Source organism: Pseudomonas sp. QE6 (genome assembly GCF_041379005.1).
GTDB lineage: Bacteria > Pseudomonadota > Gammaproteobacteria > Pseudomonadales > Pseudomonadaceae > Pseudomonas.
In genome coordinates, this window is record NZ_CP166873.1 from 3,841,086 (window position 1) to 3,857,870 (window position 16,785).

Below are 16,785 nucleotides of genomic sequence, written 5' to 3' on the forward strand. Positions count from 1 at the left end.
ACATGAGCCTGATCGACCACTGCGCCTTCAACGGCGACGCCGACGGCCTCTGCGCCCTGCAACAGCTGCGCCTGGCCGGGGAACTGGACGCGGGCGTGCGCCTGGTCAGCGGGGTGAAGCGCGACATCGACCTGCTGCGCCGGGTCCAGGCAGGCCCTGGCGAGCGGGTCACCGTGCTGGACATCTCCCACGCGCAGAACCACGACGACACCCGGCGCCTGCTGGAGGCCGGCGCGCGCCTGCGCTACTTCGACCACCACCATGCCGGCGAGCTGCCCGAGCACGCGGCGTTCGAGTCCTTCATCGACACCGCCGCCGACGTCTGCACCAGCATCCTGGTCGATCGCTACCTCGACGGCCGCTTCCACCGCTGGGCGGTGGCGGCGGCCTTCGGCGATGGCCTGGCCGGTCCGGCACGGGCCCTGGCGCAGCACCATGGTCTGGCCGCCGCCGATGTCGCGGCGCTGGAGGAGCTGGGGTTGCTGCTGAACTACAACGCCTACGGCGAAAGCCTGGCGGACCTGCATTTCGATCCGTTGCGGCTGGCCGCCGAGCTGCTGCCCTATGCAGACCCGCTCGGGTTCATCCGAAGCAGTCCGAGCTTCACCACGCTACGTGCCGCCCACGCCGCCGACATGGCGGCGGCGCAAGGCCAGAGCCCCTGGCGCGAGGGACCGGGCGCGCTGCTCTACCGCCTGCCCACTGAAGCCTGGGCGCGGCGGGTGAGCGGGGTGCTGGCCAACCAGCTGGCGAGCCGCGAACCGCAGCGGGCCGTCGGCCTGCTCAGCGCCAAGGCCGAGGGCGGCTGGCTGTTCAGCCTGCGCGTTCCGGCGGGCGCAGCGCTGGCGGCGGACGCCTTCTGCCGGGGCTTTCCCACCGGCGGCGGGCGGGCCCGCGCGGCCGGCATCAATCATCTCGATGACGATCAACTGGACGAACTGGCCGGCCGTCTGCTGGCTGGCTATCCGCAAAAGGCCGGGCAGGCCGCCGAGGAGGCAAGAGCATGAAGCGACTGGAAGGAAAGGTAGCCCTGATCACCGGCGCCGCGCGCGGGCAGGGCGCGGCGGAAGCGCGCCTGTTCGTCGAGCAGGGCGGCCGGGTGGTGATCGCCGACCTGCTGGACGAGGAGGGTGCGCGCCTGGCCGACGAGCTGGGTGATGCTGCGCTCTACCAGCACCTGGACGTGACCTCGGCGCAGCAGTGGGATGCGGCGGTGCAGGCGGCTGAAGCGCACTTCGGCCGGCTCGACGTGCTGGTCAACAACGCCGGCATCCTGCTGCTGGCGCCGCTGGAAGAGTGCTCGCTGGAGAGTTACCGCAAGGTCATCGAAGTCAACCAGGTCGGCTGCTGGCTGGGCATTAAGGCGCTGCTGCCGGCGCTCAAGCGCGCCGGTGGCGGCTCCATCGTCAATCTTTCCTCGACGGCGGGCATGGAGGGCGTGGCGGGCGGCAGCGCCTACGTCGCCAGCAAGTTCGCCGTGCGTGGCATGACCAAGTCCGCTGCGCTGGAGCTGGGGCGCTACGGCATCCGCGTCAACTCGGTGCATCCGGGCGGCATCGATACGCCCATGGCGCGCCCGCCGGAGATGGCCGAGTTCGATCCCTCCGCCTTCTACAGTGGCCTGCCGATTCCGCGTATCGGCCAACCGGAGGAAGTGGCCAGGCTGGTGCTGTTCCTCGCCAGCGACGAGTCCAGCTACTGCACCGGCGCCGAGTTCGTGGTCGACGGCGGCATGCTCGCCGGCGCCACTTTCGGCTGAGGCTACGGGCTTTTCGCTTGCGTCGTGGTCGAGCTTGCAATGGTTTCCAGCTTGATCTCGTGCGAGGCGTGACCCTGGCTAATCGGCGTATGACGCGGAGCGTTATACGCCCTACACAAGGTTCAACCCTGGCGTAGGGCGTACAACCGTTCGCGGTTGTACGCCGCTGCTCCAGGGGTATCGCTCACGTCGTGATTGAGCCCGGAGGAGGATGACATGCTGTCCCTGCAGGAAATCTCGGATCGGCTGGAAATCCAGCAACTGGCGGTGGATTACTCCGCCGCCATCGACAGTCGTGACTTCGATGCGCTGGACCGGGTGTTCAGCGCCGACGCCTACATCGACTACCGCGCCATGGGCGGCATCGACGGGCACTACCCGGCGATGAAGAACTGGCTGCGCGAGGCGCTGGGCCACTTCCCGGCTTACCAGCACATGATCTCCAACTTCTCCATCCAGCTGGATGGCGACCAGGCCAGCGGACGCATCCTCTGCTTCAACCCGATGCAGATGGACCTGGCCGATGGCACCCGGCAGACCTTTTTCCTCGGGCTCTGGTATCACGATCGTTACCGGCGGACCGCTGAGGGCTGGCGCATCGAGCGGCGCAGTGAGGAGAAGAGCTATGCGTTCAATGTGCCGGAGGGGTTGCCGGTCTGATTGTCGTACCCCCCGTAGGAGCGGACTCTGTCCGCGATGCTCTTTCTTTTCGTGGGGCGATGTCTCTGGTGTCATCCGCCGTTTTTGGGGGGCGGTGTTTCTGCGCCGCTTCGGCGTGTGCTGAGAGATTTTGTTTCGCCCCCTCGGGCGACCTACTTTGCCAAACGACGCAAAGTAGGCAAAGGTCTGTGCCTCCGCATCCGGTTTTTCGCTTAGGCGAAAAATACCCTCGCTCCATCGAAGTTTCAGGGGCACGCGCTGACGGGCCATCCCTGGCCCGACAGCGCTCTCGCGGCATCCATGCCGCTCAACCCCTGAAACTCCGATTCCACTCGGCCTCCTGAAGGGGCGCTCCGGTGCGTGTGGATATTTCTCTGGAAGTCTTTAAAGCCAGAGCGGAGCTCCATTCCCGTAGGAGCGGACCTTGTCCGCGAGATCCATCGCGGCGGAATGTGTGCTGCCAGCAATGCGCAGGTCTTTGCCGCCATCCTGTAGGACCGAGAGGGACGCCCAATCCGCGTTCGCGAACCGCACGGTACGATGCGGATCGCGCCAGCCCCTACGCCAACGACGCCACGCTATTGAGCAGCGTCTTCACCAGCTCCGCCTGGCGCGTCACGCCGGTCTTGGCGAACACGCCGCGCAGGTGCGCGCGCACGGTGTTGCGCGACACGCCCAGGGCATCGGCGGTCTCGTCGAGGGTCAGGCCGTCCATCATCTGCATCGCCACCTCGGTTTCCGTGCGGGTCAGCTGGAACAGGCTGCGCAGCAGGGTACGCGAGGCGCGGGGCGAGTCGGCCGGGTTGCGGATGAACACCACCAGCGCCGGCTGGCGGGCCTCGCCGTGGCTTTCGTGGTTCAGCGCCAGGGGCCGTAGCAGCAGGTTCAGCGGCATGCCGCCGCTGGGCCGGGACAGCGCCAGGACTTCCACATCCTCGGCGTTTTCGCGCCGTTGCAGCAGCGCCTGGATGGCGGTCTGCAGGTTGCGGTTGTCCTGGCGGCCGAAGGCGTGCAGGCGTTCCTGCCGGCATTCCAGGCCGTCGCGGTTGTCGAGCAGGCGCTGCGCGGCGTCATTGCAGCGCATCAGCCGGCCCTGGGTATCGAGGATCGCCGTGCCCACCAGCAGGCGGTCGATGGTCAGGGCATAGAGGCGGCGTTCGGATTCCAGCTGGTCCACCGTGGAATGCAGGTCCACGGCCTGTTGCAGGTGCGGCAGCAGCAGGCGCACCAGGGCGCGCTCCGCGTCGTTGAAGTCCTCGCCCTCGGGCCCGCGGCAGGCAAATAGCGCGCAGTGCATGCCGCCGGGCGTGCGCATGTGGGCGACCAGTACGTAGCGCAGGTCCAGCGGTGCGAGGTATTGCCGGTAGAACTCGTGCTCCAGCCAGACCTCGCTGCCCATCACCTGGTCGGCGCTGGCCACCTGGCCCACTGGCCAGTCGAGGAAGGGGCAGATGGCGTAGTAGTGCTCGCTGTACGACGGCTCGCCGGGCAGGTGCGGACCGTGTACCGAGGCGTTGACGATCAGCCCCGGCCGCTGCTGCGCGGGGTTGCGCAGTACCAGGGTGAAGTAGCTGGCGCCGCAACGTTGGCGCAGGTGCTCCAGCAGGCTCGCCCAGGGCGTGCTTTCCTGCGGGCCGCGGTAGACCAGGTCGAGCAGCTCGCCCAGGGCGGCGGCGTCGATGCCGGCGCTGGCGCACAGCGCCTGGCTGTCGGGAGTGGATGGGTTCATGTGCCGTGCCCGTCCTTCTTATAGTCGTGGGCGGAGTATCGATGCGGCCTGCCGACGGCAAATCGTCCGTTTGGCCTATGCCGTCATGCCCCTCGGATACCCTGTCGTTACCCTGCAGCGCCCGCGCCATGCCCCTTTAGCGCTAGTCCCATTGGACGATGTTCGGCTTTGCCCGCGCTGTTTGAATCCTCATCACCAGCCATTCCGCCAGGCGGAGCGGCAATAACGATGAGGAGAGCACCCATGGATATCCGAGGACTGGGCTACGTGACCGTCCTGGCCAGCGACCTTTCGCGCTGGCGCAGCTACGCCAGCGACGTGCTGGGCATGATGGTGGACGACGCCGCGCCGGAAGGTGCGCTGTACCTGAAGATGGACGAGCGTCACTACCGCGTGCTGGTGCTGCAGGATGGGCGCGACGGCTACGGTGCCAGCGGCTGGGAAGTGGCCGGCAAGGCCGCCTTCGAGCAGGCCATCGCCGAGCTGGCCCGGGCCGACGTCGAGGTTGTCCGTGGCAGTGCCGCCGACTGCGCGCTGCGCAAGGTCCAGGAACTGGCGCTGTTCCGAGATCCCGACGGCAACCGCCACGAGCTGTTCTGGGGACCGTGCCAGGACTTCCGTCCCTTCGTTTCCCCGGCGGGTGTCAGCGGTTTCGTCACCGGCTCCATGGGCATGGGCCACGTGGTGCTGCCGGCGCCGGCCTTCGAGCGCTGCCGCGATTTCTATGAGCAGGTGATGGGCTTCGGCCTCTCCGACCTGATGAAGGTGCGTTTCACCCCCGATCCGCAGGAGCCGGAGAAGCGCATCCACTTCATGCACTGCAACAATGCCCGCCACCATTCCCTGGCGATCTTCGAGTGCCCGATCCCCAGCGGCTGCGTGCACATGATGCTCGAGACCGCGTCGCTGGACGACGTCGGCCGCGCCCTGGACCGCATGCACGCCAACGGCGTGAAGCTCTCGGCGACTCTCGGCAAGCACACCAACGACCACATGGTGTCGTTCTACATGCAGAGCCCCGGCGGGTTCGACATCGAATACGGCCACGGTGGCCTGGAAGTGGACTGGCAGCAGCACACGCCCTTCGAAAGCACCGTGGTCAGCCATTGGGGCCACGACTTCAGCGTCGGCCGCCAGTAAGGAGTTCAACATGGACAAACGCATGACGGCGGCCGAGATGGTCGCCCAGCTGCGCGACGGCATGACCATCGGCATCGGTGGCTGGGGCCCGCGCCGCAAACCCATGGCCCTGATCCGCGAGATCGTTCGCTCGGACCTCAAGGACCTTACCGTCGTGGCCTACGGCGGCGCCGATGTCGGCATGCTGTGCGCCGCCGGCAAGGTGAAGAAGCTGGTGTTCGCCTTCGTTTCGCTGGACTTCATCCCGCTCGAACCCTACTTCCGCAAGGCCCGCCAGGCCGGCGAGCTGGAGGTGATGGAGATCGACGAAGGCATGATGCTGCTGGGCCTGCGCGCCGCAGCGATGAATGTGCCGTTCATTCCCACCGCGGTGGGCCTGGGCACCGACGTGCTCAAGCACAACCCGCAGATCAAGCTGGTTGCCTCGCCCTACGCCGACGGTCGCGACTGGGTCGCCATGCCGGCTCTGAAGCTGGACGCGGCGCTGGTCCACGTCGACCGTGCCGACGCCCGTGGCGTCTGCCAGATCGAAGGGCCGGACCACTACATGGACGACCTGTTCGTCCGCGCCGCCGCCAGGACCTTCGTCAGCTGCGACGAGCTGGTGGAGTCCGCGCACTTCCACGCCAACCCGCAGGCGGCCCGCACCGTGTTCTGGGAACGCAACCTCACCGACGGCGTGGTGCACGTCCCCGGTGGCGCCCACCCCAGCTCCTGCGCGCCGCTGTACGGCTTCGACGTGCCGCACTTCCAGCGCTACAACGCCTCGGTCCAGGAAGAGGACGGCTGGCAGCACTACTACGACGAATTCATCCGCGACGGCGAAGCCGCCTACCTGGAAAAGGTCGGTGGGCTCGAGTCTCTCCGCAAGCTGCCCCTGCCGGTGTTCTGACCATGACTGACGCAAACGCTTCCTGCAGCCTCGCCGAGCTGTTGATCTGCGCCGCCAGCGAGTGCTGGCGTGACGACGGCGAAGTGCTCGCCACCGGCATCGGCGTGGTCCCGCGCCTGGCCGCCTCCCTGGCCATGCTGACCAGCAACCCGGATCTGCTGATGACCGATTCCGAGGCCTTCATGGTCGCCGAACCGGTACCGCTGGGCGCCCGCAACGGCTACGTGCCGAAGTTCGACAGCTGGATGGGCTTCTCGCGCATCTTCGACAACGTCTGGGGCGGCCGCCGCCACGCGCTGGTCGGCCCGACCCAGATCGACCGCTTCGGCCAGGCCAACATCTCCTGCATCGGCGACTACGCCAAGCCCAAGGCACAGATGCTCGGCGTACGCGGCTTCCCGGGTAACTCCATCAGCCACGCCAACTCCTTCTTCGTGCCGTCGCACAGCCGCCGGGTGTTCGTCGAAGGCGAAGTCGACATGGTCGCCTCGGTCGGCTACAACCCGGCGCGCCTGGCCCGTGGCTGGTCGCTGGACGACATCGACATCCGCCTGATCGTCACCGACCTCTGCGTGCTCGACTTCGGCGGCCCGCAGCGCCAGATGCGCGTTCGCTCGCTGCATCCGGGCGTGGAGCTGGCGCAGGTGCTGGACAACACCAGCTTCGACCTGGCCCTGCCGGCGCAGATCCCGACCACCGCGATGCCGTCGGCCGGGCAGCTGGCGATCCTGCAGCAGCTCGACCCGCACAACCTGCGTGGCCGTCAGCTCAAGGACAACCCGCCGGCGCTGCGCAGCGCCAAGGAAGCCTAGCCATGAGCGAAGTCGAAGAGGTCGTTCTCTACGAGGTGCAGGGCCCGGTGGCCCTGGTCACGATGAACCGCCCCGAGTACCACAACGCGCAGAACTCGAAGATGACCTACGCGCTGGACGCGGCCTTCCGCCGCGCCTGCGATGACGATTCGATCAAGGTCATCGTCCTGCGTGGCGCCGGCAAGCACTTCTCCGCCGGCCACGACATCGGCACGCCGGGCCGCGACGTGAACGAGAGCTTCGACCGCGCGAGCCTCTGGTACGACCACGTGAACAAGCCTGGCGGCGAGTTCCTCTATGCCCGCGAGCAGGAGGTCTACCTGGGCATGTGCCGGCGCTGGCGGGACATCCCCAAGCCGACCGTGGCCATGGTGCAGGGCGCCTGCATCGCCGGCGGGCTGATGCTGGCCTGGGTCTGCGACCTGATCGTCGCCAGCGATGACGCCTACTTCCGCGACCCGGTGGTGCGCATGGGCATCCCCGGCGTCGAATACTTCGCCCACGTGCATGAACTCAGCCCGCGCATCGCCAAGGAGTTCCTCTTCCTCGGCGAGCGCATGCCGGCTGACCGCGCCTGGCAACTGGGCATGGTCAACAAGGTGGTACCGCGCGACGTGCTGCTGGACGTGACCCTGGACATGGCCCGCCGCGTGGCCGAGATGCCGCGCCTGGGCCTGCAGCTGGCCAAGCAGGCGGTGAACAACGCCGAGGACCTGATGGGCAAGCGCGCCACCATGGACATGGTGTTCGGCCTGCACCACTTCGCCCACGCCCACAACGAACTGGTCAGCGGCGACCGCCTGGGCGGCTACGATGCCCGCGCCATGGCCAGCTCGCAGCGCGAGCCGGTGGAGGGCGGTCGATGAGCCTGGACCTGAGCACCCGCGTCACCCAACTGCTCGGCTGCCGCTACCCGATCATCCAGACCGCCATGGGCTGGGTGGCCGATCCGCGCCTGGTGGCGGCCACTGGCAATGCCGGCGCCTTCGGCTTCCTCGCCGGCGCCACCATCGAGCCGCAGCAGATGGAGGCGGCGATCCTGGAGACCCAGTCGCTGACGTCGGCTCCGTTCGGCGTCAACTTCCACATGTACCAGCCCAACGCCGCCGAGATCGTCGAGCTGGTGCTGCGCCACGGTGTGAAGGCAGTGAGCTACAGCCGCTCGCCGGGCAAGCAGATGGTTGCCCGCCTGAAAGAGGCCGGGGTGATCTGCATGCCCACCGTCGGCGCGCTCAAGCACGCGCAGAAGGCCGTGGAGATGGGCGCCGATATCGTCACCGTGCAGGGCGGGGAGGGCGGAGGTCATACCGGTTCGGTGCCCACTTCGCTGCTGCTGGCCCAGGTGCGCGAGGCCGTGCAGGTGCCGGTGGTGGCCGCCGGCGGCTTCCATGACGGCGCCGGCCTGGTGGCCGCGCTGTCTCTGGGCGCCGAGGGCGTGGCCATGGGCACGCGCTTCCTGATGAGCCAGGAAAGCCCAGTGCCGGACGCCACCCTGGCGCGCTACCTGGGTGTGAAAGACCCGGCCAAGGTCATCGTCAGCCGCGCCCTCGACGGCCTGCCGCAGCGGATGATCCGCAACGAATTGCTCGACGCCCTGGAGGCCGCCGGCCCCTGGCGCCGCCTGGGCCTCGCCGTGCAGTGCGCGCTGGCCTACCGCCGTCACTCCGGCATCAGCATCGGGCAGATGCTCCAGGCCCTGCGCAACCGTGGCGAGCTGACCCTGTCCCAGGCGCTGCTGGCCGCCAACGCGCCCATGGTGATCCAGAAGGCCATGGTCGACGGCCAGCCCGAAGGCGGCGTGCTGCCGGCCGGCCAGGTCGCCGCGCTGCTCGGCAGCCGTCCGCCGTGCGCCGAAATCATCCAGGACATCGTCGCCCAGGCCGAGGCACGGCTCTCCGAGCTGGCCCGCCGGGTAGAACCGCAACCCTCCCAGGAGAGCCTCCATGCTGCCGTTTCGCGTTGAGATCAACGAACACATCGCCGAGATGGTGTTCGACCGTCCGCCGGTGAACGCCTTCAACTGCGCCGGCTGGGCGGCCATCGCCGCCGAGCTGGAACGCCTGGGCCGCGACGACGCGGTGCGGGTCATCATCATCCGCGCCGAGGGCCGGGGCTTCTGCGCCGGCGTCGACATCAAGGAACTGGCCGCCGACGGCAACCTGATCGTCGCGGTGAACAAGGGCAACTACGACAGCTTCAAGGCCGTGCACCGCAATCCCAAGCCGGTGATCGCCGCCGTGCACGGCTTCGTCCTGGGGGGCGGCATCGGCCTGTGCGGCGCGGCGGACATCGTCGTCGCCAGCGAGTGCGCGACCTTCGGCGTGCCCGAGGTGGACCGCGGCGCCATGGGCGGCGGCGCCCACCTGCAGCGCCTGTTCCCGGTGCAGAAGGTGCGCCACATGTACTTCACCGGCGAACCCATCGACGCCTACGAGGCCTACCGCCTGGGCGCGGTGGAGCGCGTGGTGCCGCGCGACAAGCTGCGCGACGCAGCGCTGGACGTGGCCCGCAGGATCGCCGCCAAGAGCCCGGCGATGATCGCCCTGGCCAAGGAAGCGCTGACCGGCATCGAGGACGGCAACCTCGAAGACAAATACCGCTGGGAGCAGGGCTTCACCCTTGAAGCCTACCGCTCGCTGGATTCCCAGGAAGCGCGCGACTCCTTCGTGGAGAAGCGCGAAGCGCAATTCAACTGATCAACCACAGGCAGCAGCCCATGGACCTTAACTACAACAAAGAGCAACAGGCCTTCCGCGAGGAAGTCCGCGCCTGGCTGGCGGCCAACGTGCCGAAGAACCCCTTGCCCTCGTACGACACCGAAGAGGGTTTCCGCCTGCACCGCGAGTGGGAAGCTCGCCTGCACGACGGTCACTGGGGCATGGTGACCTGGCCGGAAGCCTACGGTGGCCGCGGCTGCGACCTGATCCAGTGGCTGATCTTCGAAGAAGAGTACTACCGCGCCGGCGCCCCCGGCCGGGTCAACCAGAACGGCATCTTCCTGCTCGGCCCGACCCTGATGGAGTTCGGCACCGACGAGCAGAAGGCCCGCTTCCTGCCGCGCATGGCGCGTGGCCAGGACGTCTGGGCCCAGGGCTGGTCGGAGCCGGGCGCCGGCTCCGACATGGCGGCCATCCGCTCCCGCGCCGAGCGCGTCGGCGACCACTACGTGATCAACGGCCAGAAGACCTGGTCGACCCGCGCGGTCTGGGCCGACTGGCTGTTCGGCATGTTCCGCACCGACCCGGCCTCCAGCCGCCACCACGGCCTGACCTTCATCCTGGTGCCGCTGAGCTCGCCGGGCATCACCGTGCGCCCGATCGCCCAGCTCGACGGCCTGCCGGGCTTCGCCGAGATCTTCTTCGACGACGTCAAGGTGCCGGTGGAGAACGTCCTCGGTGGCGAAGGGCAGGGCTGGCACGTGGCGATGTCCACCGCCGGCTTCGAACGCGGGCTGATGCTGCGTTCCCCGGCCCGTTTCCAGGAGACCGCGCGGCGTCTGCTGCAGCTGTACCTGGAAAACCGCGAAGCCGCCGACCGCGACCCGGCCATCGGCGAAGCGGTGATGCGCGCCTGGCTGGACGCCGAGGCCTACACCCTGAGCACCTACATGACCGCCTCGCGCCTGCAGCAGGGCGGCCGCATCGGCCCGGAATCCTCGACCAACAAGATCTTCTGGTCGGAGCTGGACCAGCGCATGCACGACACCGCCCTGAGCATCCTCGGCGCCCGCGCCGAACTGCTGCCCGAAGCGCCGCTGGCGGGCGAGGTCGGCCGCTGGCTGGACGGCTTCCTGTTCTCCCTGGCCGGCCCGATCTACGCCGGCACCAACGAAATCCAGCGCAACATCATCGCCGAACGCATGCTCGGCATGCCGCGCGCCTGAGGAGCCAGGACCATGGACTTCACTTTCAACGATGACCAACTGAGCTTCCACGACAGCGTGCGCGCCTTCCTCACCAACCAGGTGACCCCGGAGCGCCTGCGCGAACTGTGGGACAGCGAAAGCGGCCGCAGCGACGAACTCTGGGCGCAGCTCGCCGAGCTGGGCCTGACCGCCCTGAACCTGCCGGAGAACTACGGCGGCCTGGGCCTGGACGAAACCGACTGGATGCTGCCGGCCCAGGAGTGCGGCTACGCCGCGCTGGCCGAACCGCTGCTGGACACCGTACTGGTGGGCGCGCCGCTGCTGGCCGCGCTGGGCACCGAACACGAAGCGCTGAAGGGCCAGTGGCTGGGCCGCATCGCCGCCGGCGAAGCGCGCCTGGCGGTCGGGCACCCGGACAACCTGCTGGTGGCCGATGCCCACGTCGCCGACCTGCTGATCCTCGGCAACCACGACGAGATCCATGCGGTACCGCGCGAAGCCGTGCAGCTCACCCGCAACCCGGCGCTGGACCCGTCGCGCCATCTGTACAGCGTGACCTGGACGCCCAGCGAAGCCACCCGCGTGGCCAGCGGCGATCAGGCCCGTGCCCTGTGGGCCGCCGCCTTCGAGCGTGGCGCCCTGGCCTGCGCCGCGCAGCAGTTGGGCCTGGCTCGGCGCATGGTCGACCTGGCGGTGGACTACAGCTTCGAGCGCAAGCAGTTCGGCAAGCCCATCGGCAGCTTCCAGGCGGTCAAGCACCTGATGGCCAACGTCGCGGTGCTCATCGAGTTCGCCAAGGCGCCGCTGTATCGCGCCGCGCAGTCCCTCGCCCAGGGCCATCCGCAGGCCGACCTGCACGTGTCCCAGGCGGCCCTGGCCTGTTCCGAGGCCTCCCAGCTGGCGGCCAGGAACGCCATCCAGGTGCACGGCGCCATGGGGTACACCTGGGAAGTCGACCTGCAGCTCTACATGAAGCGTGCCTGGGCCCTGGACAAGGTCTGGGGCGACCGCAGCCTGCACAAGGCGCGGCTGTGCCGGGCGCTGTTCGGCGGGGCGATCAGCGCCGGCGCCGGCCACACCTTCGCGGTTTGAGGAGAACGAAATGGCAGAAGCCTACATAGTCGACGCCCTGCGCACGCCCACCGGCAAGCGCAAGGGTGGCCTGTCACAGATCCACGCCGCCGACCTGGGCGCCCACGTGCTGCGCGAACTGGTACAGCGCAACGGCATCCCGGACGCGGACTACGACGACGTCATCTTCGGTTGCGTCGACACCATCGGCCCGCTGGCCGGCGACATCGCCCGCACCGCCTGGCTGGCCGCCGGCCTCGACCAGGGCGTACCCGGCACCACCATCGACCGCCAGTGCGGCTCCTCGCAGCAGGCCGTTCACTTCGCCGCCCAGGCGGTGATGAGCGGCACCCAGGACGTGGTGATCGCCGGTGGCGTGCAGACCATGACGCAGATCCCGATCTCCTCGGCCATGACCGCCGCCGAACCGCTGGGCTTCAGCGATCCCTTCAGCGGCTCCGAGGGCTGGGTGAAGCGCTACGGTTCCACGCCGCCGAGCCAGTTCCGCTCGGCGCAGATGATCGCCGAGAAGTGGCAGCTCAGTCGCGAGGCGCTGGAAACCTACTCGCTGGAATCGCACCGCCGTGCGCTGCACGCCATCGAGGCCGGCTACTTCGCCCGCGAGATCGTGCCGCTCGCCGGCGTGCAGCATGACGAGACGCCGCGCCAGACCAGCCTGGCGAAGATGGCCGAGCTGGAAGCGCTGTTCGGCTGTGACCGCGTCACCGCTGGCGTATCGAGCCAGACCTGCGACGCCGCCAGCGCCATGCTGATCGTCTCCGAGCGCGCCCTGAAGCGTTACAACCTGACGCCGCGCGCGCGCATCCACCACATCAGCGTACGCGCCGACGACCCGGTGTGGATGCTCACCGCACCGATCCCGGCCACCGAGTACGCGCTGAAGAAGGCCGGCATGCGCCTGGACGACATCGACCGGGTAGAGATCAACGAAGCCTTCGCCTCGGTGGTCATGGCCTGGTTGCAGCAAACCGGCTACCCGCACGAACGCACCAACGTCCACGGCGGCGCTATTGCCCTCGGCCACCCGCTGGGCGCCACCGGCACCCGCCTGATGACCACGCTGCTCCACGAGCTGGAACGCAGCGGCGGCCGTTATGGCTTGCAGACCATGTGCGAAGGTGGTGGGCAGGCCAACGTGACGATCATCGAACGGCTGTAACGCGACCACTCTCCCAGGACGCGACGTGGGCGGGCCGGGCGACAGGCCTTCTCCGCTGCACGGACGGCCCCCTCTCCCTTCAGGGAGAGGGTTGGGGAGAGGGCGCTCGCGGCCTGCACTCAACTCTCAGGAGAACCCCATGTCCATCTGCAAAGACCGCGTCGTGATCATCACCGGCGCCGGCGGCGGCCTCGGTCGCGCCTATGCCCTGGCCCTGGCCGCCGAAGGCGCCAAGGTCGTGGTCAACGACATCAACCGCGAAGCCGTCGCCGGCGTGGTCGCCCTGATCCGCGACCAGGGCGGCCAGGCCATCGGCGACAGCCACGACATCACCAGCTACAGCGAAGCCGGCGAAATCGTCCGCGCCGCCATCGACGCCTTTGGCGACCTGCACGCCGTGGTCAACAACGCCGGCATCTGCCGCGACCGCATGTTCGCCAGCCTCACCGAGGCTGACTGGGACGCCGTAATGAACGTGCACCTCAAGGGGCACTTCTGCATCGCCAGCCACGCCGTGCACCACTGGCGCGACCAGGCCAAGGCTGGCGTGAAGGTGCAGGCGCGCATCATCAACACCAGCTCCGGCGCCGGACTGCAGGGCTCCATCGGCCAGTCCAACTACTCGGCAGCCAAGGGCGGCATCGCCTCCCTGACGCTGGTCCAGGCGGCGGAACTGGCGCGCTACGGCATCACCGCCAACGCCCTGGCCCCGGCTGCGCGCACCGGCATGACCGAGCAGGTGTTCGCCGACGTGATGAAGAAGCCCGAAGACGGCTTCGACCACTTCGCCCCGGAAAACGTCGCGCCGCTGATTGCCTGGCTGGTTTCCGAAGACTCCCAGCACGTCACCGGCCGCCTGTTCGAGGTGGAAGGTGGCAAGCTCTCCATCGGCGACGGCTGGCGCCGCGGCCCGGAGCGCGACAAGGGCGCGCGCTGGCTGCCGGAGGAGATCGGTGGCGTGGTGGACGAGCTGATCGACCAGGCTGTACCGGCGCAGAGGGTCTACGGCAGCTGACGGGGCTGCTCTTCGTAGGACCGAGGGGGGCGCCTAGCCCTTGCTCGCGAACCAGACCCCGCTGCGGGGCCGTTCGCGAGCAAGCTCGCTCCTACAGGTGCTCAGCTCCCTGATGCTTCTCTGAGCAACACCCCTATCCCTGGAATCAGGGCGCGTAAGCAAGGTTCGCGAGCAAGCTCGCCCCTACACCATCTCCAAAAAATCATCGCTTTCCCCCACGTCCATTCGGACGATTCCCGCCCGGCCATCTCCCGCCAGACTGCCCTGCATCTGAACCCACAGGGCCGCTTCCCATGGAATTCGCCTTCACCGACGAGCAGGAGATGATCCGCGACAGCGCGGAAAGCTTCCTCGCCGATGCTTCACCCTCCAGCGCCGTGCGCGCGGCGATGGCCGCCGGCGGTCATGACCTGGCGCTCTGGCAGCGCATTCGCGATGAACTCGGCTGGCAGGCGCTGCTGGTGCCCGAGGCTCACGGCGGCCTGGGACTGGGCTTCGTCGAGCTGGCTATCGTCCAGGAGCAACTGGGCCGTCGCCTGGCGTCGCTGCCGTTCTTCGCCAGCACCCTGGCCGTGTGCGCGCTGCGCGTGCTGGGCAACGAGGAACAGCAGGCACGCTGGCTGCCCGGCTTGGCCGAAGGCAGCCTGACCGCCACCCTGGCGCTGGGTGCCGAAGGTGCGCCGGAGGCCGGCTCGGTCCAGGTGCAGGTTCGCCCCGAAGGCGAAGGTTTCGTCCTCGATGGCCGCCTGCGTCCGGTGCTCGACGGCCATAGCGCCGACCTGCTGTTGATCCCCGCACGCCTGGCCGGCAGCCAAGGCGAGGAGGGCATTTGCCTGTTCGCCGTGCCTGCCGCCAGCGAAGGTCTGCAGCGCCGCGCATTGCCGACGCTGGACCAGACCCGCCAACTGGCCGAGGTCGAGCTGAACGGTCTCTACCTATCCGCCGAGGCCCTGCTGGGCGCGGCTGGCAACGCCTGGCCGGCGCTGTGCAAGGTGCTGCAACTGGCCGCCGTGACCCTGGCCGCCGAGCAGGTCGGCGGCGCTCAGCAGGCACTCGACCTGACCGTTGCCTACACCCAGGAACGCCGCCAGTTCGGCCGCCCGGTGGGCAGCTTCCAGGCCCTCAAGCACCGCATGGCGGACATGATGCTGCAGGTGGAATGCGCGCGCTCCGCGCTCTACTACGCCGCCTGCGTGGCCCAGGAGGCGCTGGACGGGCAGGGCGATGCCGCGCTGGCCGCCGAGCTGCCGCTCGCCGCCGCGCTGGCCAAGTCCCAGGCCTCGGAAGCCTTCTTCCACGGCGCCGCCGAGTCGATCCAGCTGCACGGCGGGGTCGGCTTCACCTGGGAATACGACCCGCACCTGTATTTCAAGCGCGCCCGCGCCAGCGAGAGCCTGTTCGGCACGCCGGCCTGGCACCGTGAGCGCATCGCCACCGCCATCCTGGAGGACCGCCCATGAAGATCGGATTCGACGCCGCCGACGAGGCCTTCCGCGCCGAAGTCGCCCAGTGGCTGGCGGACAACCTGCGTGGCGAATTCGAACCGCTGCGCTTTCGTGGCGGCCCGGGCGACGAACACAGCTTCCCCGAGGAGCGCAAAGCCTGGGAACGCAAGCTCGCCGAGGGCGGCTGGACCTGCGTGGGCTGGGCGAAAGAACATGGCGGTCGCGGCCTGTCGATCAACCAGCAGGTGATCTTCCACGAGGAATACGCCCGCGCCGGCGGCCCCGGCCGCATGGGGCACATCGGCGAGGGTCTGGCCGGTCCGACCATCGCCGCCTTCGGCACCGACGAGCAGAAGCGCCGCCTGCTGCCGGGCATCGTCAGCGGCCGTGAGTTCTGGTGCCAGGGTTACTCCGAGCCGGGCGCCGGCTCCGACCTGGCCGCCGTGAAGACCCGCGCCACCTTCGATGCCGAGCGCAACCTCTGGCGCATCAACGGGCAGAAGGTCTGGACCTCCCTGGCCCACGAGTCGGACTGGTGCTTCGTCATCGCCCGCAGCGAGCAGGGCAGCGTCGGCCACCACGGCCTGGCCTTCCTGCTGGTGCCGATGAACCAGCCGGGCATCACCGTGCGGCCCATCGAGCAGCTCACCGGCACCTCCGAATTCAACGAGGTGTTCTTCGACGACGCCGAGACCGCCGCCGAGAACCTGCTCGGCGCGCCGGGCGACGGCTGGAAGATCGCCATGGCGCTGCTGGGCTTCGAGCGCGGCGTGTCCACCCTCGGCCAGCAGATGCAGTTCCAGAACGAGCTGGACGAGATCATCCGCATCGCCCGCGCCAACGGCGCCGCCCGCGACCCGCTGCTGCGCCAGCGCCTGGCCGAGGCCTGGGGCGGGCTCAAGGTGCTGCGCTACAACTCGCTGCGCATGCTCTCGGGCGGCCAGGACGCCGGCCTGCGCCGCGAAGCGCTGATCTACAAGCTGTGCTGGTCCGACTGGCACGCGCGCCTGGGCAAGCTGGCGATGGACGTGCTCGGCGCCGAGGCGGAAATCCTCGACGGCGGCCCCTATCAGCTGAGCCGCCTGCAGGGCCTGTTCCTGTTCAGCCGCTCCGACACCATCTACGGCGGCAGCAACGAGATCCAGCGCAACCTCATCGCCGAGCGTGCCCTCGGCCTGCCCAAAGAACCCAAGGTGGCCCGCCAGGTCCCGCAGTAA

16 protein-coding genes are annotated in these 16,785 nt (G+C 68.7%); 15 read left to right on the plus strand and 1 reads right to left on the minus strand.

Annotation, left to right across the window (positions count from 1 at the left end):
• Positions 1 to 2 precede the first annotated feature (2 nt).
• The 3 genes from ACAW63_RS17710 (at position 3) to ACAW63_RS17720 (ending at position 2,419) form a co-directional block, all read left to right on the plus strand.
• Positions 3 to 1,007 (plus strand): acetyltransferase, encoded by a 1,005-nt coding sequence (locus tag ACAW63_RS17710; protein ID WP_371227289.1) that lies wholly within the window; start codon positions 3 to 5, stop codon positions 1,005 to 1,007.
• A complete protein-coding gene (locus tag ACAW63_RS17715) occupies positions 1,004 to 1,759 on the plus strand; it encodes a glucose 1-dehydrogenase (RefSeq protein WP_371227291.1) in 756 nt (251 codons plus the stop codon). The genes ACAW63_RS17710 and ACAW63_RS17715 overlap by 4 nt, the downstream gene beginning before the upstream one ends.
• Before the next feature lie 216 nt (positions 1,760 to 1,975).
• Positions 1,976 to 2,419 (plus strand): nuclear transport factor 2 family protein, encoded by a 444-nt coding sequence (locus ACAW63_RS17720; RefSeq protein ID WP_371227293.1) that lies wholly within the window; start codon positions 1,976 to 1,978, stop codon positions 2,417 to 2,419.
• Positions 2,420 to 2,978: 559 nt separating this feature from the next.
• Here the strand turns inward: ACAW63_RS17720 and ACAW63_RS17725 are convergent.
• Positions 2,979 to 4,148 (minus strand): helix-turn-helix transcriptional regulator, encoded by a 1,170-nt coding sequence (locus tag ACAW63_RS17725; RefSeq protein ID WP_371227295.1) that lies wholly within the window; start codon positions 4,146 to 4,148, stop codon positions 2,979 to 2,981.
• 243 nt (positions 4,149 to 4,391) lie between these two features.
• Between ACAW63_RS17725 and ACAW63_RS17730 the strand changes: the two genes are divergently transcribed.
• The 12 genes from ACAW63_RS17730 to ACAW63_RS17785 all read left to right on the plus strand — a co-directional run bounded on the left by ACAW63_RS17730 (position 4,392) and on the right by ACAW63_RS17785 (position 16,785).
• Entirely contained in the window at positions 4,392 to 5,288 is an 897-nt protein-coding gene (locus ACAW63_RS17730; RefSeq protein ID WP_371227297.1) for a VOC family protein, read from the plus strand.
• Between the two features lie 10 nt (positions 5,289 to 5,298).
• Positions 5,299 to 6,180: a CoA transferase subunit A gene (locus ACAW63_RS17735; protein ID WP_371227299.1), complete on the plus strand. Its 882-nt coding sequence runs from the start codon at positions 5,299 to 5,301 to the stop codon at positions 6,178 to 6,180.
• Positions 6,181 to 6,182: 2 nt separating this feature from the next.
• Complete coding sequence (locus ACAW63_RS17740; protein ID WP_370599501.1) at positions 6,183 to 6,992, plus strand: CoA-transferase subunit beta; 810 nt, start codon at positions 6,183 to 6,185, stop codon at positions 6,990 to 6,992.
• Between the two features lie 2 nt (positions 6,993 to 6,994).
• The gene (locus tag ACAW63_RS17745) at positions 6,995 to 7,858 is read left to right on the plus strand and encodes an enoyl-CoA hydratase (protein ID WP_371227301.1); all 864 of its coding nucleotides are present in this window, start codon (positions 6,995 to 6,997) and stop codon (positions 7,856 to 7,858) included.
• The gene (locus ACAW63_RS17750; RefSeq protein ID WP_371227303.1) at positions 7,855 to 8,955 is read left to right on the plus strand and encodes an NAD(P)H-dependent flavin oxidoreductase; all 1,101 of its coding nucleotides are present in this window, start codon (positions 7,855 to 7,857) and stop codon (positions 8,953 to 8,955) included. The genes ACAW63_RS17745 and ACAW63_RS17750 overlap by 4 nt, the downstream gene beginning before the upstream one ends.
• Positions 8,936 to 9,688 (plus strand): enoyl-CoA hydratase family protein, encoded by a 753-nt coding sequence (locus ACAW63_RS17755; RefSeq protein WP_371227305.1) that lies wholly within the window; start codon positions 8,936 to 8,938, stop codon positions 9,686 to 9,688. Before ACAW63_RS17750 ends, ACAW63_RS17755 begins: the two co-directional genes overlap by 20 nt.
• A 20-nt stretch (positions 9,689 to 9,708) precedes the next feature.
• Positions 9,709 to 10,875, plus strand: coding sequence for an acyl-CoA dehydrogenase (locus ACAW63_RS17760; protein ID WP_371227307.1), 1,167 nt, complete (start codon positions 9,709 to 9,711; stop codon positions 10,873 to 10,875).
• Between the two features lie 12 nt (positions 10,876 to 10,887).
• Positions 10,888 to 11,949: an acyl-CoA dehydrogenase family protein gene (locus tag ACAW63_RS17765; RefSeq protein WP_371227309.1), complete on the plus strand. Its 1,062-nt coding sequence runs from the start codon at positions 10,888 to 10,890 to the stop codon at positions 11,947 to 11,949.
• A gap of 10 nt (positions 11,950 to 11,959) precedes the next feature.
• Positions 11,960 to 13,108, plus strand: a complete 1,149-nt coding sequence (locus ACAW63_RS17770) for an acetyl-CoA C-acetyltransferase (protein WP_371227311.1) — start codon at positions 11,960 to 11,962, stop codon at positions 13,106 to 13,108.
• 139 nt (positions 13,109 to 13,247) lie between these two features.
• Entirely contained in the window at positions 13,248 to 14,123 is an 876-nt protein-coding gene (locus ACAW63_RS17775; RefSeq protein WP_371227313.1) for an SDR family oxidoreductase, read from the plus strand.
• A gap of 293 nt (positions 14,124 to 14,416) precedes the next feature.
• Positions 14,417 to 15,583 (plus strand): acyl-CoA dehydrogenase family protein, encoded by a 1,167-nt coding sequence (locus tag ACAW63_RS17780; protein WP_371227315.1) that lies wholly within the window; start codon positions 14,417 to 14,419, stop codon positions 15,581 to 15,583.
• Positions 15,580 to 16,785 carry an acyl-CoA dehydrogenase family protein gene (locus tag ACAW63_RS17785; RefSeq protein WP_371227317.1) on the plus strand — a complete coding sequence of 402 codons (1,206 nt, stop codon included), beginning with the start codon at positions 15,580 to 15,582 and terminating at the stop codon, positions 16,783 to 16,785. Before ACAW63_RS17780 ends, ACAW63_RS17785 begins: the two co-directional genes overlap by 4 nt.